At 72.2% G+C, this 15,943-nt stretch carries 14 protein-coding genes; 7 read left to right on the top strand and 7 right to left on the bottom strand.

The window, feature by feature from the left end; translation table 11 throughout:
• Window positions 1-96: 96 nt before the first annotated feature.
• From egtA to egtD, 4 genes are read left to right on the top strand one after another with little or no spacing between them, the layout of a single operon-like run.
• A complete protein-coding gene (egtA, locus tag ACSMXR_RS33825) occupies window positions 97-1,572 on the top strand; it encodes an ergothioneine biosynthesis glutamate--cysteine ligase EgtA (protein ID WP_473170637.1) in 1,476 nt (491 codons plus the stop codon).
• Window positions 1,569-2,978, top strand: a complete 1,410-nt coding sequence (gene egtB / locus ACSMXR_RS33820) for an ergothioneine biosynthesis protein EgtB (protein ID WP_473170636.1) — start codon at window positions 1,569-1,571, stop codon at window positions 2,976-2,978. The genes egtA and egtB overlap by 4 nt, the downstream gene beginning before the upstream one ends.
• A complete protein-coding gene (egtC, locus tag ACSMXR_RS33815; RefSeq protein ID WP_473170635.1) occupies window positions 2,978-3,733 on the top strand; it encodes an ergothioneine biosynthesis protein EgtC in 756 nt (251 codons plus the stop codon). Before egtB ends, egtC begins: the two co-directional genes overlap by 1 nt.
• A complete protein-coding gene (gene egtD / locus ACSMXR_RS33810) occupies window positions 3,730-4,692 on the top strand; it encodes an L-histidine N(alpha)-methyltransferase (protein ID WP_218523818.1) in 963 nt (320 codons plus the stop codon). Before egtC ends, egtD begins: the two co-directional genes overlap by 4 nt.
• On the opposite strand, the gene ACSMXR_RS33805 is transcribed toward egtD, so the two are convergent.
• The 3 genes from ACSMXR_RS33805 to ACSMXR_RS33795 all read right to left on the bottom strand — a co-directional run bounded on the left by ACSMXR_RS33805 (window position 4,635) and on the right by ACSMXR_RS33795 (window position 7,852).
• Window positions 4,635-5,546, bottom strand: a complete 912-nt coding sequence (locus ACSMXR_RS33805) for a lysophospholipid acyltransferase family protein (RefSeq protein ID WP_473170634.1) — start codon at window positions 5,544-5,546, stop codon at window positions 4,635-4,637. The genes egtD and ACSMXR_RS33805 overlap by 58 nt on opposite strands.
• On the bottom strand, window positions 5,543-6,385 hold the full coding sequence (locus ACSMXR_RS33800) for a GNAT family N-acetyltransferase (protein WP_473170633.1): 843 nt from the start codon (window positions 6,383-6,385) through the stop codon (window positions 5,543-5,545). The genes ACSMXR_RS33805 and ACSMXR_RS33800 overlap by 4 nt, the downstream gene beginning before the upstream one ends.
• A gap of 210 nt (window positions 6,386-6,595) precedes the next feature.
• Entirely contained in the window at window positions 6,596-7,852 is a 1,257-nt protein-coding gene (locus tag ACSMXR_RS33795) for an extracellular solute-binding protein (RefSeq protein ID WP_030081620.1), read from the bottom strand.
• Window positions 7,853-8,055: 203 nt separating this feature from the next.
• Here ACSMXR_RS33795 and ACSMXR_RS33790 point away from each other — a divergent pair, with 203 nt between their 5' ends.
• Window positions 8,056-8,271, top strand: a complete 216-nt coding sequence (locus ACSMXR_RS33790; protein ID WP_137228147.1) for a dodecin — start codon at window positions 8,056-8,058, stop codon at window positions 8,269-8,271.
• A gap of 18 nt (window positions 8,272-8,289) precedes the next feature.
• Here ACSMXR_RS33790 and ACSMXR_RS33785 read toward each other — a convergent pair whose 3' ends face one another.
• On the bottom strand, window positions 8,290-8,778 hold the full coding sequence (locus ACSMXR_RS33785; RefSeq protein WP_364883591.1) for a phosphatase domain-containing protein: 489 nt from the start codon (window positions 8,776-8,778) through the stop codon (window positions 8,290-8,292).
• 77 nt (window positions 8,779-8,855) lie between these two features.
• On the opposite strand from ACSMXR_RS33785, the gene ACSMXR_RS33780 reads away from it, so the two are divergent.
• Window positions 8,856-9,854, top strand: a complete 999-nt coding sequence (locus tag ACSMXR_RS33780) for an MsnO8 family LLM class oxidoreductase (protein WP_473172479.1) — start codon at window positions 8,856-8,858, stop codon at window positions 9,852-9,854.
• A 102-nt stretch (window positions 9,855-9,956) separates the two neighbouring features.
• On the top strand, window positions 9,957-12,383 hold the full coding sequence (gene uvrA / locus ACSMXR_RS33775; RefSeq protein ID WP_473170632.1) for an excinuclease ABC subunit UvrA: 2,427 nt from the start codon (window positions 9,957-9,959) through the stop codon (window positions 12,381-12,383).
• 75 nt (window positions 12,384-12,458) lie between these two features.
• Here uvrA and ACSMXR_RS33770 read toward each other — a convergent pair whose 3' ends face one another.
• The 3 genes from ACSMXR_RS33770 to ACSMXR_RS33760 are packed head-to-tail and all read right to left on the bottom strand — an operon-like array spanning window position 12,459 to window position 15,857.
• Entirely contained in the window at window positions 12,459-13,205 is a 747-nt protein-coding gene (locus ACSMXR_RS33770) for a succinate dehydrogenase/fumarate reductase iron-sulfur subunit (protein ID WP_137228155.1), read from the bottom strand.
• A complete protein-coding gene (locus tag ACSMXR_RS33765) occupies window positions 13,202-15,151 on the bottom strand; it encodes a fumarate reductase/succinate dehydrogenase flavoprotein subunit (protein WP_364883598.1) in 1,950 nt (649 codons plus the stop codon). Before ACSMXR_RS33765 ends, ACSMXR_RS33770 begins: the two co-directional genes overlap by 4 nt.
• Window position 15,152: 1 nt before the next feature.
• Window positions 15,153-15,857 (bottom strand): succinate dehydrogenase, encoded by a 705-nt coding sequence (locus ACSMXR_RS33760; protein ID WP_137228159.1) that lies wholly within the window; start codon window positions 15,855-15,857, stop codon window positions 15,153-15,155.
• Window positions 15,858-15,943 lie beyond the last annotated feature (86 nt).

Here is a 15,943-nt window from a genome sequence, read left to right as displayed (position 1 = left end):
CTGGGCGCAACCGGATTTTCTTGGCCCGGGGGCACCCTTGTGCGATCTCCGGGTACGGGTTTGGCTGGTAGGTACGCAGCTGCGAAGGAGGCCCTCATGGGCTTGGACATTCCCGGCGCGACCGGCTCGCGCCCGGACGCCGCCCCCCTCGACGAGAGCGGGGCAGAGGATTTACTGCGCGGCATATGTTTCAAGACGGGTCCTCCCCGAACGGTCGGGGTGGAACTCGAATGGCTCATCCAGGACCGGGAACATCCGCACCTTCCGGTCGGCCAGGAGCGCCTCGACAGCGCCGTCGAGGCGGTCCGCGCGCTGCCGCTGAGCGCCGCGCTGACGTTCGAGCCGGGCGGTCAGCTGGAGCTCAGTTCCCAGCCGGCCGGCTCGTTGACGGAGTGCGTCGAGACGACCGCGGCCGATCTGGCGGCGGTCCGTGCCTCGCTGGGCGCGGCCGGGCTGGCGCCGGTCGGGCTCGGCGTCGACCCGTGGCAGTCGCCGCGCCGCCGGCTGCGGGAGCCCCGTTACGACGCGATGGAGGCCGCGCTGGACCGCGCGGGGCCGGCGGGGCGGGCGATGATGTGCACCTCCGCGTCGGTCCAGGTGTGCCTGGACGCGGGCGAGGAGGAGCCGGGGCCGCTCGGCTACGGACGGCGCTGGCAGCTCGCGCATCTGCTGGGCGCGGTGCTGGTGGCGGCGTTCGCGAACTCGCCGTTCCAGCGGGGCCGCCGGACCGGCTGGCGCTCCACCCGGCAGTCGCTGTGGGCCGACCTCGACCCGGGCCGGACCCTCGCGCCCGGCTCCGGGCGCGCCCCGCGCGAGGCCTGGGCCGCGCATGTGCTGGACACGTCCGTGCTGTGCATCCGGTGCGAGGACGGGCCCTGGGACGTGCCGGAGGGGCTCACCTTCCGCGAGTGGATCCGCACCGGGTCGCCCCGTCCTCCGGTGCAGGCGGATCTCGACTACCACCTCACCACCCTGTTCCCGCCGATCCGCCCGCGTGGCCATCTGGAGCTGCGCATGATCGACGCGCAGAGCGGGCCCGACGGGTGGCTGGTGCCGCTCGCCGTCGCCACGGCCCTGTTCGACGACCCGGAGGCCGCCGAGACCGTGTACCGCACCGTGAAGCCGCTGGCCGAGACGGCGGGCGCACCGGCCGCCCCGCGCAATCCGCTGTGGACGGCGGCCGCCCGTGAGGGCCTCGCCGATCCGGAGCTGCGGGCCGCGGCCACCGTCTGCTTCGGGGCGGCCCTTCCGGCGCTGGAGCGGATGGGCGCGAGCCAGACGGTGCGCGACACCGTGGCCGCCTTCACCGACCGCTATGTCGCCCGAGGCCGATGTCCGGCCGACGACCTGCCCGATCCGGACGCCCTCACCGATCTCGGTCTGCTGACCGACCGGTCCCTGCTGACCGGTACGGACCCGGGGGCCACCCCCGACGTACCGGTCGGCGCGAGCCCGGCGGCCACCCCCGGCGCGGCGGCCGGTCCGCCCGAGCGGACCGCCGGCGCCCACGAGGGCCTGCTTCCCGGCCGGCCGAGCTTCCCGCCGCATCCCGGAAAGGCGGCCTCCGCATGACCGAGCACCGTGAAGACATCGAGCGCCGCGAGCTTTCCGACGCTTTCGATCCGGCGCAGGCCTCCGGCCCCGCCGCCACCGGATTCCCCGTCACGCCCGGCATCGACCCCGAGGCCCTGCGGCGACGTGCACTCGACGCGCTGCTGGCCGCGCGCGACCGCACCGCGCTGCTCACCGACAGTGTCGACGACGGTGAACTGACCGCCCAGCACTCCCCGTTGATGTCGCCGCTGGTCTGGGACCTGGCACACATCGGCAACCAGGAGGAGCAGTGGCTGCTGCGCGCGGTCGGCGGCCGGGAGGCGCTGCGGCCGGAGATCGACGGGCTGTACAACGCCTTCGAGCACTCGCGCGCCTCGCGCCCCACCCTGCCGCTGCTGGCTCCCGCCGAGGCCCGGACGTACGCCTCCGACGTACGGGGGCGGGCGCTGGACCTGCTGGAGAACGCGCCGCTGCACGAGGGCGGACGCCCGCTGGAGCGGGCCGGGTTCGCCTTCGGCATGATCGCCCAGCACGAACAGCAGCACGACGAGACGATGCTGATCACCCATCAGCTGCGGTCCGGCCCGGCCGCGCTCGCCGCTCCCGCCCCGCCCGCGCCCGGCGACGCCGGGACGCTTCCGGACGAAGTCCTGATCCCCGGGGGCCCGTTCACCATGGGGACCTCCGCCGAGCCGTGGGCCCTGGACAACGAGCGGCCCGCGCACCGGCGCGAGGTGGCGGCGTTCCACCTGGACACCTCGCCGGTCACCTGTGGCGCGTACCGCCGCTTCATCGAGGACGGTGGGTACGGGGACGCCCGCTGGTGGGCGCCCGAGGGCTGGGCCATGGTCCGGGAACACGATCTGGAGGCACCGCTGTTCTGGCGGCGGGACGCGGGGCAGTGGCTTCGCCGGCGGTTCGGGGTGACCGAGCCGGTGCCGGACGACGAGCCGGTGCTCCACGTCAGCTGGTACGAGGCGGACGCGTACGCCCGCTGGGCGGGGCGGCGGCTGCCCACGGAGAGCGAGTGGGAGAAGGCCGCCCGGCACGATCCGGTCTCCGGCCGCTCCCGGCGCTACCCGTGGGGCGACGGGGATCCGACGCCGGAGCGGGCCAATCTGGGCCAGCGTCATCTGCGCCCGGCGCGGGCCGGAGCGTATCCGCAGGGGCGTTCGCCTTCCGGGGCGGGGCAGTTGATCGGCGATGTGTGGGAGTGGACCGCCAGCGACTTCCTGCCCTATCCGGGGTTCGTGGCGTTTCCCTACCGCGAGTACTCGGAGGTCTTCTTCGGGCCCGGGCACAAGGTGCTGCGCGGCGGCTCGTTCGCCGTGGACCAGGTCGCCTGCCGGGGCACGTTCCGCAACTGGGACCTTCCGGTGCGGCGGCAGATCTTCTCCGGCTTCCGCACGGCGAGGGATGCCTGATGTGTCGTCATATCGCCTATGTGGGCGAGCCGGTGGCGCTCGGCGAGCTTCTGCTGCGGCCCTCGCACTCCTTGGTGCGGCAGTCCTGGGAGCCGCGTCGTCAGCGCTACGGCACGGTCAACGCGGACGGTTTCGGCGTCGGTTGGTACGCGGACGGCGACCCGCTGCCCGGCCGCTACCGCCGCCGGGGCCCCGTCTGGGGCGACGAGACCTTCGCCGATCTGGCCCGGGTGGTCCGCAGCACCGCGCTGCTGGCCGCCGTACGGGACGCCACCGAGGCGGGTGCGGACGGGGAGGCCGCGGCCGCGCCGTACGCCGCCGGGCGGCTGCTGTTCAGCCACAACGGGGCGGTGAAGGGCTGGCCCGGATCGCTCGGCCCGCTCGCCGCCGCCCTGCCCGCCGAAAACCTCCTGTCGCTGGCCGCCCGTAACGACTCGGCGCTCGTCTGGGCGCTGATCCGGCACCGGACCGAGGCCGGGGACGATGTGCCGCGCGCCGTCGCGGAGACCGTCCGCGAGGTCGCGGCCGCCGCGCCCGGCTCCCGGCTGAATCTGCTCCTCACCGACGGGGAGACGATCACGGCGACCGCCTGGGGCGACACCCTCTGGTACCTCACCACTCCGGGCCGCCGCACCGCGGTCGCCTCGGAGCCCTACGACGACGACCCGCTCTGGCGCGAGGTCCCCGACCGCACCCTGCTGGTCGCGACCGCCTCGGACGTCCTGCTCACCCCGCTCAAGGAGCCCACCGCGTGAGTCCCTTCCTGCTGACCCGCACCCTGCCGGTCGACGCGACGGACGCGGCGCTGCGCGCCGACGTCCTCAACGGCCTGACCCGGCACCCCAAGACGCTGCCGCCGAAGTGGTTCTACGACGCCCGCGGCAGCGAGCTGTTCGAGGAGATCACCCGGCTGCCGGAGTACTACCCGACCCGCGCGGAGCGGGAGATCCTGGAGGCGCGTGCCGAGGAGATCGCGGCGGCTTCGGGGGCCCGGACCGTGATCGAGCTGGGCTCGGGGTCGTCCGAGAAGACCCGCCATCTGCTGGACGCCCTGCCGGAGTTGCACAGTTACGTCCCGGTGGACGTGAGCGAGAGCGCGCTGACCGGGGCGGCCGAGTCGCTGCTCGCCGAGCGCCCCGAGCTCTCGGTCCACGCGCTGATCGCCGACTTCACCGGCGGACTGGCGCTGCCGGGGACGCCGGGGCCGCGGCTCGTGGTGTTCCTGGGCGGCACGATCGGCAATCTGCTGCCGGAGGAGCGGGCGGCGTTCCTGCGGTCGGTGCGCTCGCTGCTCTCGCCCGGGGACGCGCTGTTGCTGGGCACGGATCTGGTGAAGGAGGAGGAGACGCTGGTGGCCGCGTACGACGACGCGGCCGGGGTGACGGCGGCCTTCAACAAGAACGTCCTGAACGTGGTCAACCGTGAGCTGGGGGCCGATTTCCCGCTCGCCGAGTTCGAGCACCGCGCGGTGTGGAATCCGGCGGAACGGTGGATCGAGATGCGGCTGCGGGCCCGTCGGGCACTGAGCGTCAAGATCCGGGAGCTGGACCTCGTGGTGCCGTTCGAGGCCGGTGAGGAGCTGCGTACGGAGGTGTCGGCGAAGTTCCGTCAGGAGGACGTCCGCGAGGAGCTGGCCGCCGCCGGTATGCGGCTGGCTCAGTGGTGGACGGACTCGGCGGGGCGGTTCGCCCTGTCGCTGGCCACGGCGGTCTGACGGGGCCGGAGCGGATCCGCGGGTCCGAGGACGGCCGCTCGTGCCCTGCGCGCCAGGGCGCGGCGGCCGTCCTCGCCGTGTACGGGGACCGGCGCGAGGACGTCGACCCGGGCGGTGAGCCCGGCCGCGCGCACCACGCGCCAGAGCGAGGCGGCGAGCGGATCGTCCCCGACGAACGCCACGGCTCCGGCGGCCCGCCCCGACGTGTCGGTGGCCGGCTCCGGCGCTCCGGCGGCGGGATGGACGGTGCGGTAGGCGATGCGGACCGGCCGGACCGTCGCGCCGGCGTCGATCGCCGCCTGGAACACGGCGGGCCGGAACGCGCCGCCGCCCCGCCCGCACCAGGTGCTGCCCTCGGGGAAGACCACGACCCGGGAGCCGGAGCGCAGGGCCGCCGTGACGGTCCGTACGGCGGCGGGCAGGGCGCGCAGCCGGTCGCGGTCGATGAACAGGGTGCCGCCGAGCGCGGCGAGCGGGCCGAGCAGCGGCCAGTGCCGGATCTCGCGCTTGGCGAGCATCCGGCCGGGCAGCACGGAGGCGATCAGCGGGATGTCGAGCCAGGAGATGTGGTTGGCGACGACCAGCTCGCCGCCGCCGGCGGGTTCCGGCGCGTGCCGCCGGACCGTGACGCGTACGCCGAAGGCCCGGGGAACCGCGCGCGCCCAGCGCCGTACCAGCCGTTCCCGGCGGGCGGCCCCGAGCAGCCGGACCAGCGGCACGCAGGCCACCCCCAGCAGGACCAGGGTGCAGCCGGCCAGCAGCAGGAGCGCGGCGGGCAGCGGGGCGCGTACGGCTCCGGCGTGCCGGGCGCAGCCGTCCGGGGTGCACGGGGCGACGGGCAGCCAGGTGCTCATGCCAGTGGGGCCAGGGAGAGGAAGTGGCGCAGGTAGCGCGGGTCCGTGCGGCGCAGCGAGAGCAGGACGTACAGGTCGGCGACGTTGAAGTCGGGGTCGTACGCGGGGGCTCCGCAGATCTGGGCGCCGAGCCGGAGGTAGCCGCGCAGCAGGGGCGGGAGGTCCGCCCGGGAGCCGGCTTCCGGGCCGTGCGCGGAGGAGTCCCAGAGGCGGTGCGGGGTGACCCAGTACTCCTGGGGCGCGAGGTGTCCCGCGCGTACGGTGTTCCAGCTGCGGGCGGCCTGGGCGCCGCCGTCCGCCAGCGGGAGGGAGCAGCAGCCCGCGATCCAGGTGTGGCCGGTGCGCTCCATGTAGCGGGCGAGTCCGGCCCAGACCAGGGCGATGACCGCGCCGTCGCGGTGGGCGGGGTGGACGCAGGAGCGGCCGACCTCGACGAGGTCGTCGCGGATCGGGGCGAGCCGGGTGAGGTCGAACTCGCTCTCCGCGTAGAGGCGTCCGGCGGCCCGGGCCCGGTCCGGCGGCAGCAGCCGGTAGGTGGCGACGACCTCCCCGGTGGCGGTCTCGCGGACCAGCAGGTGATCGCAGTACGCGTCGAACGCGTCGCTGTCCAGGCCGGGTTCGGGCCCTTCCAGGCGGGCTCCGAGCTCCCCGGCGAACACCAGGTGGCGCAGGCGCTGGGCCGCGCGTATGTCTTCCTGGCAGGTCGCGAGCGAGACCCGGTAGGCCGGCTCCGGGGCGGCGGCCGGGCCGGGGGCCGTGGAGCGGGCGGGGGTGACGGGGGCCGGAACGGATGCGGCGGGGGCGGAGGTGGGGAGCGGGGCGACGGGCAGCACGGTCATGGCGGTCTCCGGGGACGGAAGCGGCAGGGTCGCTGCCGGGGCGTCGCGGGAGTGCGACGGCCCGGCCCCTTACTTCTTCCGTCGCCGGCTGGATTCGACGTGACCGCTGTGGGGAGCGGGGATGTGCGACGGCTGAATCCCCAGGGCCGCCCGGCCCCGGGACGCGGGGCGGACGGGGCCGTCGCGTCGCGGGCTCGCCGTCCGGCGGGGTCAGCCGCTGCCGGTGAGCATGGCGGTGATCCGCTCGGAGGCGGCCTTCGCCTCACGGGCCGGGTCGCCGCCCTCCAGCACGGCCGTCATGTAAGGCTTGATCGGGTTCTCCGCCTCGACCCTGGCCCACTGGGACGAGTTGGGGGTGGCGCGGCCCCGGGTGGCGCCTTCCGCCATCGCCGCGGTGCCCTCGTCGCCCTCGATGACATGGGCGAGGCTCGGCTTGTTGGGCACGTAGCTCATGCCCCGGGCGAGCTCCGTCTGCCATTTCTCGCTCGCCAGCGCCTTGACGACGGCGATGCCGGCGCTGCGCTCGTCGGCGTTCTTCGGGACGATGAGGTCGGAGCCGCCGGTGAATACCGAGCCGGGGGCTTTCGCGGTCTTACCGGGAATGGGGAAGTAGCCGAGTTTTCCCTTGAGTTCGGGATTCTTCTGCTCGATGAGCGCGGCGCTGCCCGGTACCGAGATGATCTGCGCGACGTCGCCCTTGGCGAATACGTCGGTCTGCGGGGGCTTCTCCTCGTCGGCGTCCGTCGGGCCGTCGCCGAGCGCCTGGAGTTTCTGGTAGAACTCCATGCCCGCCAGGGCCTCCGGGGTGTCCAGGGCGCCCTGCCAGTCGCCGCCGTTCTCGTCGGCGAGCTCGCCGCCCTCGTCCCAGATGAATCCGGCGAGCACGTACCAGTTCTGACCGGCCAGATAAATGCCCTGGTTCCCCGCGCTGTTGAGCTTCTCGGAGTCGGCGATCCACTCGGCGCGCGTCTTCGGGACGGAGTCGATGCCCGCCTTCTCGAAGATCTCCTTGTTGTAGATCACCACGCGGTTGGCCGCGTACCAGGGGATGCCGTACTGCACGCCGTTGATGCTGCCGGGCTGGGCCAGACCGGGCAGCCAGTCCTCGCTGCCCAGGTCGCGCATCGACTCCAGGGTCAGATCGCGCAGGCCGCCGCTCTCCGCGTACTGCGCGACCTGCGTGTTCCCGACCTCGATCACGTCCGGGGCGTCGTCGCCCTCCAGCGCGGAGATGACCTTGGGGCCGATACCGCTCCACTCCTGGATCTTGAAGTCCAGCTCGATCGAGGGGTTCTCCTCCTCGTACGAGCGGGTGAACTTGTCCAGGAAACCGGGCGAGACGCTGTCCTTCATCAGCCAGATCGTCACCGTGCGGTCACCGCTGCCCGAGCCCGATATATAACCGCATCCGCCGAGGGCGACGGTTGAGACAAGCGCGATGGCTCCGGCCAGTATGCGGTTCTTCACGTGGTCACCTTCTGCGAAACGGCACAACGAAATCGGGACCCGGTGTGGGGGGATTGCGGGCGGCGCTCGCACGGGTGGTTGGCTGAATTTTGGTATGGACCAATCAGTAGGTCAAGGCGGGCGCCCGTCCCGATGCGCCCCCTCCGCCCCCTCGCGGGACATCACGGATTGGGGCAACGTGGTCACAGGAGAGGAGACAAACAATGGCGAACCACACCTATCGGGTCACCGAGATCGTAGGAACCTCCGAGGAGGGCATCGACGCGGCGATCCGGAACGGCGTCGCAAGAGCGGCGGAAACGTTGCACAATCTCGATTGGTTCGAGATTAATCAAGTTCGTGGCCATATCGAAGATGGCCGAATCGCGCACTATCAGGTCGGCCTGAAGGTGGGCTTCAGGCTCGACGAAAACGCCTGATCACTCCGATCGGCCTGATCAGGTACGCCCCTCGCGTTCCTGCGCGTCCTTCAGCGCCTCCGACGAGTCGGCCCAGCGAGCCCGCACCACGGTAAATCCGGCCACTTCGGCGGCATCGCAGACCAACGCGTCGTCGTCCACGAGCATGCGCACCTGCCCCGTCCGCCCCAGCCGCCGGAGGATGTCCAGCTTCGTCCGGCGTGCGGGGCGCCGGTCGTCGTTGCGCCGCATGAACAGCGTGCCCTCGGGCAGCCCCTGACGGCTCAGCCAGCGCACGGTGTCCCGACGGCACCGCTCGGGCCGGCCGGTCAGATAGACGATGTCGCACTCCTCGGCGCTCGCGAGGACCATCCGTACGCCCTCCGGGAGCGGCGGGTCGGCCGGGGCCGCGGCGAAGAATCCGGCCCAGTCGCGCTGGGCGCCCTCCAGGAAGTGCTGCCGGTGGGCGGTGTCGGCAAGGGTGCCGTCCAGGTCGAAAACGGCCAGCGGCCGTGCGTCGTCGTTCACTCCCCCAGCTTAGGAAGCAGTTCGAAGCACCTCGGGAATCCCTGCGGACCGAGCGCGTTGAACAGAGCGTGAGCTCTGTGATCGCCTCGACCCGCTTCTCCGTCCTGGACCGCTCCCGCACCCGTGAGGGCCACGACGCGCCCCGGGCGCTGCGCGACACCGTCGACCTGGCCCGGGAGGCGGAGGCACTCGGTTTCCACCGTTTCTGGGTCTCCGAGCACCACGGTGTGCCCGGGGTCGCGGGCTCCGCGCCGACGGTGCTGGCGGCCGCCGTCGCCGCCGCGACCTCCACCATCCGGGTCGGCACCGGCGGGGTGATGCTGCCCAACCACCGGCCGCTGGTCGTCGCCGAGCAGTTCGGGGTGCTCGCCTCGCTCTTCCCCGGCCGGATCGACATGGGGCTCGGCCGCTCCGTGGGGTTCACCGACGGCGTACGCCGGGCGCTCGGCCACGGCAAGGAGGACGCCGAGGACTTCCCCGGACGGCTCACCGAGCTGCTCGGCTGGATCGACGGCACTCAGCAGGCCCACCCCCGGGTCCACGCCTATCCGGCGGAGGGCCTGCACATCCCCGCGTACGTCCTGGCCATCGGGGAAGGCGCGGCCGTCGCCGCGGCCGCCGGGCTCCCGCTCGTCATCGGCGATCTGCGCGGCCGGGAGAAGGTGCTGCGCGCCATCGAGGTCTACCGCCGCGACTTCCGCCCCTCCGCCCGCGCCGAGCACCCCGAGGTGATCGTCGCGGGCACGGTGGCCGTCGCCGGCACCGAGGAGGCGGCCCGTCGGCTGCTCGTACCGGAGGCGTGGGCCATGGCGTACTCCCGTACGCACGGCGACTTTCCGCCGCTGGCCCCGGCCGAACGCGTCGAGGCCCTCACCATGACGGCCAAGGAGCGGAAGCTGTACGAGCAGGGGCTCGACGGCCATGTCCACGGCACCGAGGACCAGGTGGCTGAGCAGTTGGAGAAGGCGATCGCGGAGACCGGGGCGGACGAGGTGCTCGTCACCACCAGCACCTACGACCGTGAGGCACTGGTGGACTCGCTGCGGCGGCTCGCCCGGATCGCCCGCACCGGGTGAGGCACGCCGCCCGGTCCCGGGCGGCCGCCGTCGGCTCCGACGCCTAGAATCGAACTGTTTGTCCCGAGACGTCAGAACCCCACCCGTACGGAGCCGAGCCCCATGCCCTCCCCCCACGATCCGTACGTCCGTGTGCGTGGCGCCCGCGAGCACAACCTCAAGGACGTACAGGTCGACATCCCGCGCGACACGCTGACCGTCTTCACGGGCGTGTCGGGGTCGGGGAAGTCCTCGCTCGCCTTCGGGACCCTCTACGCCGAGGCCCAGCGGCGCTACTTCGAGTCCGTCGCCCCGTACGCGCGGCGGCTGATCCATCAGGTGGGCGCACCGGCCGTCGGGGAGATCACCGGGCTGCCGCCGGCCGTCTCGCTGGAGCAGCGGCGCTCCGCGCCGGGGGCCCGGTCGTCCGTCGGGACGGTCACCACGCTCTCCAACTCGCTGCGGATGCTCTTCTCCCGGGCCGGGGACTATCCGCCGGGGGCCGAGCGGCTGGACTCCGACTCCTTCTCGCCCAACACCGCCGTCGGCGCGTGCCCGGAGTGCCACGGGTTGGGGCGGATCCACCGGACGGACGAGGAGCTGCTGGTCCCGGACCCGTCGTTGTCGATCCGGGACGGGGCGATCGCCGCGTGGCCGGGGGCCTGGCAGGGCAAGAACCTCCGCGATGTGCTGGACGCGCTGGGGTACGACGTCGACCGGCCGTGGCGCGAGCTGGATCCGAAGGACCGCGCGTGGATCCTGTTCACCGACGAGCAGCCGGTGGTGACGGTGCATCCGGTACGGGACGCGGGCCGGATCCAACGCCCTTACCAGGGTACGTATATGAGCGCGCGGCGCTATGTGCTGCACACCTTCGCCGACACCAAGAGCCGGTCCCTGCGGGCGAAGGCGGAGCGCTTCCTGACCAGTGCCCCGTGTCCGGTGTGCGATGGGAGCCGACTGCGGCCCGAGGCGATGGCGGTGACCTTCGCCGGGCGGACCATCGCGGAGCTGGCCGGGCTGCCGCTGTCCGCGCTGGCCGAGGTGCTGTCCGGCGCGGGGGCGGCGGGTGGTGAGGAGACGGCCCGGGTGCTGACGGGTGATCTGCTGGCGCGGATCGGGACGGTGACGGAGCTGGGGCTCGGCTATCTGAGCCTGGACCGGACGGCCCCGACCCTGTCCTCCGGTGAGCTGCAACGGCTGCGGCTGGCCACGCAGTTGCGGTCGGGGCTGTTCGGCGTCGTCTATGTCCTGGACGAGCCGTCGGCCGGGCTGCACCCGGCGGACACCGAGGCGCTGCTCGGGGTGCTGGGGCGGCTGAAGGAGGCCGGGAACTCGGTCTTCGTGGTGGAGCACCAGATGGACGTGGTGCGGCGGGCGGACTGGCTGGTGGACGTGGGCCCGCTGGCCGGGGAGCACGGCGGGCGGGTGCTGCACAGCGGGCCGCCGGAGGGGCTCGCCCAGGTCCCGGAGTCGGCGACGCGCCGCTTCCTGTTCCCGGAGGACGGCCGGGACGCCGGGCCGGTGCGCCGGGCGCGTACGCCGTCCGGGTGGCTCCGGCTCAGCGGCGTGGAGCGGCACAATGTGCGGGGCGTCGACGCGGCGTTCCCGCTCGGGGTGTTCACGGCGGTGACCGGGGTGTCCGGCTCGGGCAAGTCGACCCTGGTCGGCCAGGTGCTCGCCGGAGTGCTGGCGGACCGGCAGGCGGGCGAGGAGCCCGGAGCGGCCGAGCGGTACTGCGCGGAGGCCACCGGCCTGGAGGCGGTGGACCGGCTCGTCCAGGTCGACCAGAAGCCCATCGGCCGGACGCCCCGGTCCAATCTGGCCACGTACACCGGCCTGTTCGACGCGGTACGCAAGCTCTTCGCGCAGACGGAGAAGGCGCGGGAGCGCGGCTACGGCGCGGGGCGGTTCTCGTTCAATGTGAGCGGCGGGCGGTGCGAGACCTGCCAGGGCGAGGGCTTCGTCTCGGTGGAGCTGCTGTTCCTTCCGAGCACCTACGCGCCCTGCCCGGACTGTCACGGCGCGCGCTACAACCCGGAGACCCTGGAGGTCACCCTCGACGGACTGACGATCGCTCAGGTCCTGGATCTGACCGTGGAGTCGGCGGCCTCCTTCTTTGCCGGGACGCCGGCCGCCGAGCGAGCGCTGACCACGTTGCTGGACGTCGGGCTCGGCTATCTGCGGCTCGGCCAGCCCGCCACGGAGCTGTCCGGCGGCGAGGCGCAGCGCATCAAGCTGGCGGCCGAGCTCCAGCGCACCCGGCGCGGGCACACGCTGTATCTGCTGGACGAGCCGACGACGGGGCTGCATCCGGCCGATGTGGAGGTGCTGATGCGGCAGTTGCACGCACTGGTCGACGGCGGGAGCACCGTGGTGGTCGTGGAGCACGACATGGCCGTGGTGGCGGGCGCGGACCATGTCATCGACCTGGGGCCCGAGGGCGGGGACCGGGGCGGGCGGATCGTGGCGACCGGCACTCCGGCGGAGGTGGCGCGTGCCGCCGCGAGCCGCACGGCGCCGTATCTGGCCGAGGCTCTGCGGAGCTGATCGCACGCGGAGTGGCACGCCGCTGATCCCGTACGGCTCGCGGGAGTTCGGAGCCGTACGGGATCAACTCGTCGGTCAGCGGCGGACTTTACGGGTCGCCCGCAGCCACTCCTTGTTCATCGCGGCGATCGAGGGCAGCGGGATGCCCTTGGGGCAGGCCGTGGCGCACTCGCCGGTCAGGGTGCAGCCGCCGAAGCCCTCGTCGTCCATCTGGGCCACCATGTCCAGGACGCGGGTCTCGCGTTCGGGGGCGCCCTGCGGCAGGACGTTGAGGTGGTTGACCTTCGCCGAGGTGAACAGCATCGCCGAGCCGTTGGGGCAGGCGGCGACGCAGGCTCCGCAGCCGATGCACTCGGCGTGCTCGAAGGCGAAGTCGGCGTCCGGCTTGGGCACCGGGGTGGCGTGGGCGTCCGGGGCGGTGCCGGTGGGGGCGGAGATGTAACCGCCGGACTGGATGATCCGGTCGAACGAGGAGCGGTCCACGACCAGGTCCTTGATGACCGGGAAGGCGGCGGCCCGCCAGGGCTCGATGTCGATCGTGTCGCCGTCGGCGAAGGACCGCATGTGGAGCTGGCAGGTGGTGGTGCGCTCCGGGCCGTGGGCGTCGCCGTTGATGACGAGGCTGCACGCGCCGCAGATACCCTCGCGGCAGTCGTGGTCGAAGGCGACGGGCTCGTCCCCGGCGAGGGTGAGTTCCTCGTTGAGGGTGTCGAGCATCTCCAGGAACGACATGTCGGCGGAGATGTTGTCGACTTCGTAGGTGGCCATGGCGCCGGGCTCTTCGGCGTTGCGCTGACGCCAGACGCGCAGGGTGAGCTTCATGCGTAGCTCCGCTGGGTGGGGTGGACGTACTCGAAGACGAGGTCTTCCTTGTGCAGGACGGGGGCGCCGCCGGTGACGGTGAACTCCCAGGCGGCGGCGTAGGAGAACTCCTCGTCGCGCCGTTCGGCCTCGCCGTCCGGGGTCTGGGACTCCTCGCGGAAGTGGCCGCCGCAGGACTCGGCGCGGTGCAGGGCGTCGAGGCACATGAGCTCGGCGAGCTCCAGGTAGTCGACGATGCGGTTCGCCTTCTCCAGCGACTGGTTGAACTGTTCTCCGGTGCCGGGGACCTTGATGCGGCGCCAGAACTCCTCGCGGATCTCGGGGATTTTCGCCAGCGCCTTGCGCAGGCCGTCCTCGGTGCGGGCCATCCCGCAGTACTCCCACATGAGTTCACCGATCTCGCGGTGGAAGGAGTCGGGGGTGCGGTCGCCGTCGACGGAGAGCAGCAGGTTCAGCCGGTCCTCGGTCTCCGCCACCACCTCGGCGACGGCGGGGTGTTCGGCGTCGACGTCCTCGGTGTGCGGATTGCGGGCGAGGTAGTCGTTGATGGTGGAGGGCAGGACGAAGTAGCCGTCGGCGAGGCCCTGCATCAGGGCGGAGGCCCCGAGCCGGTTGGCCCCGTGGTCGGAGAAGTTGGCCTCGCCGATGGCGAAGAGGCCGGGAATGGTGGTGGAGAGGTCGTAGTCGACCCAGAGGCCGCCCATCGTGTAGTGCACGGCGGGGTAGATCCGCATCGGGACCGTGTAGGGGTCCTCGTCGGTGATCCGCTGGTACATGTCGAAGAGGTTGCCGTATTTGGCCTCGACGGCCTTGCGGCCCATGCGCTGGATGGCTTCGGCGAAGTCCAGGTAGACGCCCTGCCCGCCGGGGCCGACGCCGCGCCCCTCGTCACACACGTTCTTCGCGGCGCGGGAGGCGATGTCGCGGGGCACCAGGTTGCCGAAGGCGGGGTAGATGCGCTCCAGGTAGTAGTCGCGCTCGTCCTCGGGGATCTGGTTGGCCGGGCGGGTGTCGCCCTCGGCCTTGGGCACCCAGATGCGGCCGTCGTTGCGCAGCGACTCGCTCATCAGGGTGAGCTTGGACTGATGGTCGCCGGTGCGCGGGATGCAGGTGGGGTGGATCTGGGTGAAGCAGGGGTTGGCGAAGTACGCGCCCCGCCGGTGGGCCCGCCAGATCGCGGTGGCGTTGGAGTTCATGGCGTTGGTCGACAGATAGAAGACGTTGCCGTAGCCGCCGGTGGCCAGGACGACCGCGTCGGCGAAGTAGGTGTCGATCTTCCCGGTGACCAGGTCGCGGGCGACGATGCCGCGCGCCTTTCCGTCCACCACGATCAGGTCCAGCATCTCGGTACGGGCGTGGAGTTCGACGCCGCCGGTGGCGATCTGCCGGGACAGCGCCTGGTAGGCGCCGAGGAGGAGCTGCTGACCGGTCTGGCCGCGCGCGTAGAACGTGCGCGAGACCTGGACACCGCCGAAGGAGCGGTTGTCGAGGAGGCCGCCGTACTCGCGGGCGAAGGGCACGCCCTGGGCGACGCACTGGTCGATGATCTCCACCGAGATCTGCGCCAGCCGGTGGACGTTGGACTCCCGGGCGCGGAAGTCACCGCCCTTGACGGTGTCGTAGAACAGCCGGTGGATGGAGTCGCCGTCGTTGCGGTAGTTCTTCGCCGCGTTGATACCGCCCTGGGCGGCCACCGAGTGGGCGCGCCGGGGCGAGTCCTGGAAGCAGAACTGGACGACGTGGTAGCCCTGTTCGGCGAGGGTGGCGCCGGCCGCGCCGCCGGCCAGCCCGGTGCCGACGACGATGACGGTGTGTTTGCGCCGGTTGGCGGGGTTCACGAGTTTCGCTTGGAAGCGGCGGGTGTCCCAGCGTTCGGCGACGGGACCCTCGGGGGCCTTGGTGTCGACGGCGGGCTCGCCCGTGCGGTACTGCGTGTAGTCGGGCATGTCAGCTCACCACTCCGGTCATGACGGCGACGGGTACGGAGATGAAGCCCAGGGTCAGCACTGCCGCGAGGAGGTTGGCGAGGGTCTTCAGGATGCGGTCGCGGGTCGCGTTGCCGACGCCCAGGGTCTGCGCGGCGCTCCAGAAGCCGTGCTGGACGTGCAGGCCCATGGCGAGCACGGCGACGATGTAGATGACGTTGCCGTACCAGGTCGAGAAGGTGTCGATGACGTTCTGGTACGGGTGTCCGGCCTCGAAGCCGGTGTGAACGGTGCCGGTCGTCAGGTCGAGGATGTGCCAGACGATGAAGAGCGCGAGGATGATCCCGCCCCAGCGCATGGTCCGGGTGGCGTAGCTGGCCCGGGGCCTCTTGTGGACGTACTTGGCCGGGCGCGCCTTGATGTCGCGGCGGCTCAGCTGGTACGCGGAGACGCCGTGCAGCACGACGGCGGCGACCAGCCCCACCCGGACGATCCAGAGCGCCCACTCGTAGTGCAGGATCGGTTCGCCCATGGTGCGCAGCCAGTGGGCGTAGCCGTCGAACTCACCGGGCCCGAAGAAGATCTTCAGGTTCCCCACCATGTGGGCGACGAGATACCCGAGCATGATCAGACCGCTCACGGCCATGATCGTTTTCTTGCCGACGGTCGAGTCCCAGAGCGTACGCGTCATCGACGGCCGTCGGTCCGTCCGCGTTGCCAATGCCATGAACCTGACGGTAGGGGCGAAGGGTCCGATCAGTCCAAGACATGGACCGGCTGATCTCCATAGGCACTGGCTATCGGCAGAGGCTA

This window comes from Streptomyces sp. DSM 106670, from assembly GCF_055792845.1.
The sequence above is the reverse complement of the archived record's forward strand: the minus strand, read 5'-3'. Positions and strand labels throughout refer to the sequence as shown.

What these genes read in the sequence shown, in the direction of transcription:
- egtA (WP_473170637.1), top strand. Translation starts at nt 97, where the DNA reads ATGGGCTTGGACATTCCCGGCGCGACCGGCTCGCGCCCGGACGCCGCC.
- egtB (WP_473170636.1), top strand. Translation starts at nt 1,569, where the DNA reads ATGACCGAGCACCGTGAAGACATCGAGCGCCGCGAGCTTTCCGACGCT.
- egtC (WP_473170635.1), top strand. Translation starts at nt 2,978, where the DNA reads ATGTGTCGTCATATCGCCTATGTGGGCGAGCCGGTGGCGCTCGGCGAG.
- ACSMXR_RS33805 (WP_473170634.1), bottom strand. Translation starts at nt 5,546, where the DNA reads ATGAGCACCTGGCTGCCCGTCGCCCCGTGCACCCCGGACGGCTGCGCC.
- ACSMXR_RS33800 (WP_473170633.1), bottom strand. Translation starts at nt 6,385, where the DNA reads ATGACCGTGCTGCCCGTCGCCCCGCTCCCCACCTCCGCCCCCGCCGCA.
- ACSMXR_RS33790 (WP_137228147.1), top strand. Translation starts at nt 8,056, where the DNA reads ATGGCGAACCACACCTATCGGGTCACCGAGATCGTAGGAACCTCCGAG.
- uvrA (WP_473170632.1), top strand. Translation starts at nt 9,957, where the DNA reads ATGCCCTCCCCCCACGATCCGTACGTCCGTGTGCGTGGCGCCCGCGAG.
- ACSMXR_RS33770 (WP_137228155.1), bottom strand. Translation starts at nt 13,205, where the DNA reads ATGAAGCTCACCCTGCGCGTCTGGCGTCAGCGCAACGCCGAAGAGCCC.
- ACSMXR_RS33765 (WP_364883598.1), bottom strand. Translation starts at nt 15,151, where the DNA reads ATGCCCGACTACACGCAGTACCGCACGGGCGAGCCCGCCGTCGACACC.
- ACSMXR_RS33760 (WP_137228159.1), bottom strand. Translation starts at nt 15,857, where the DNA reads ATGGCATTGGCAACGCGGACGGACCGACGGCCGTCGATGACGCGTACG.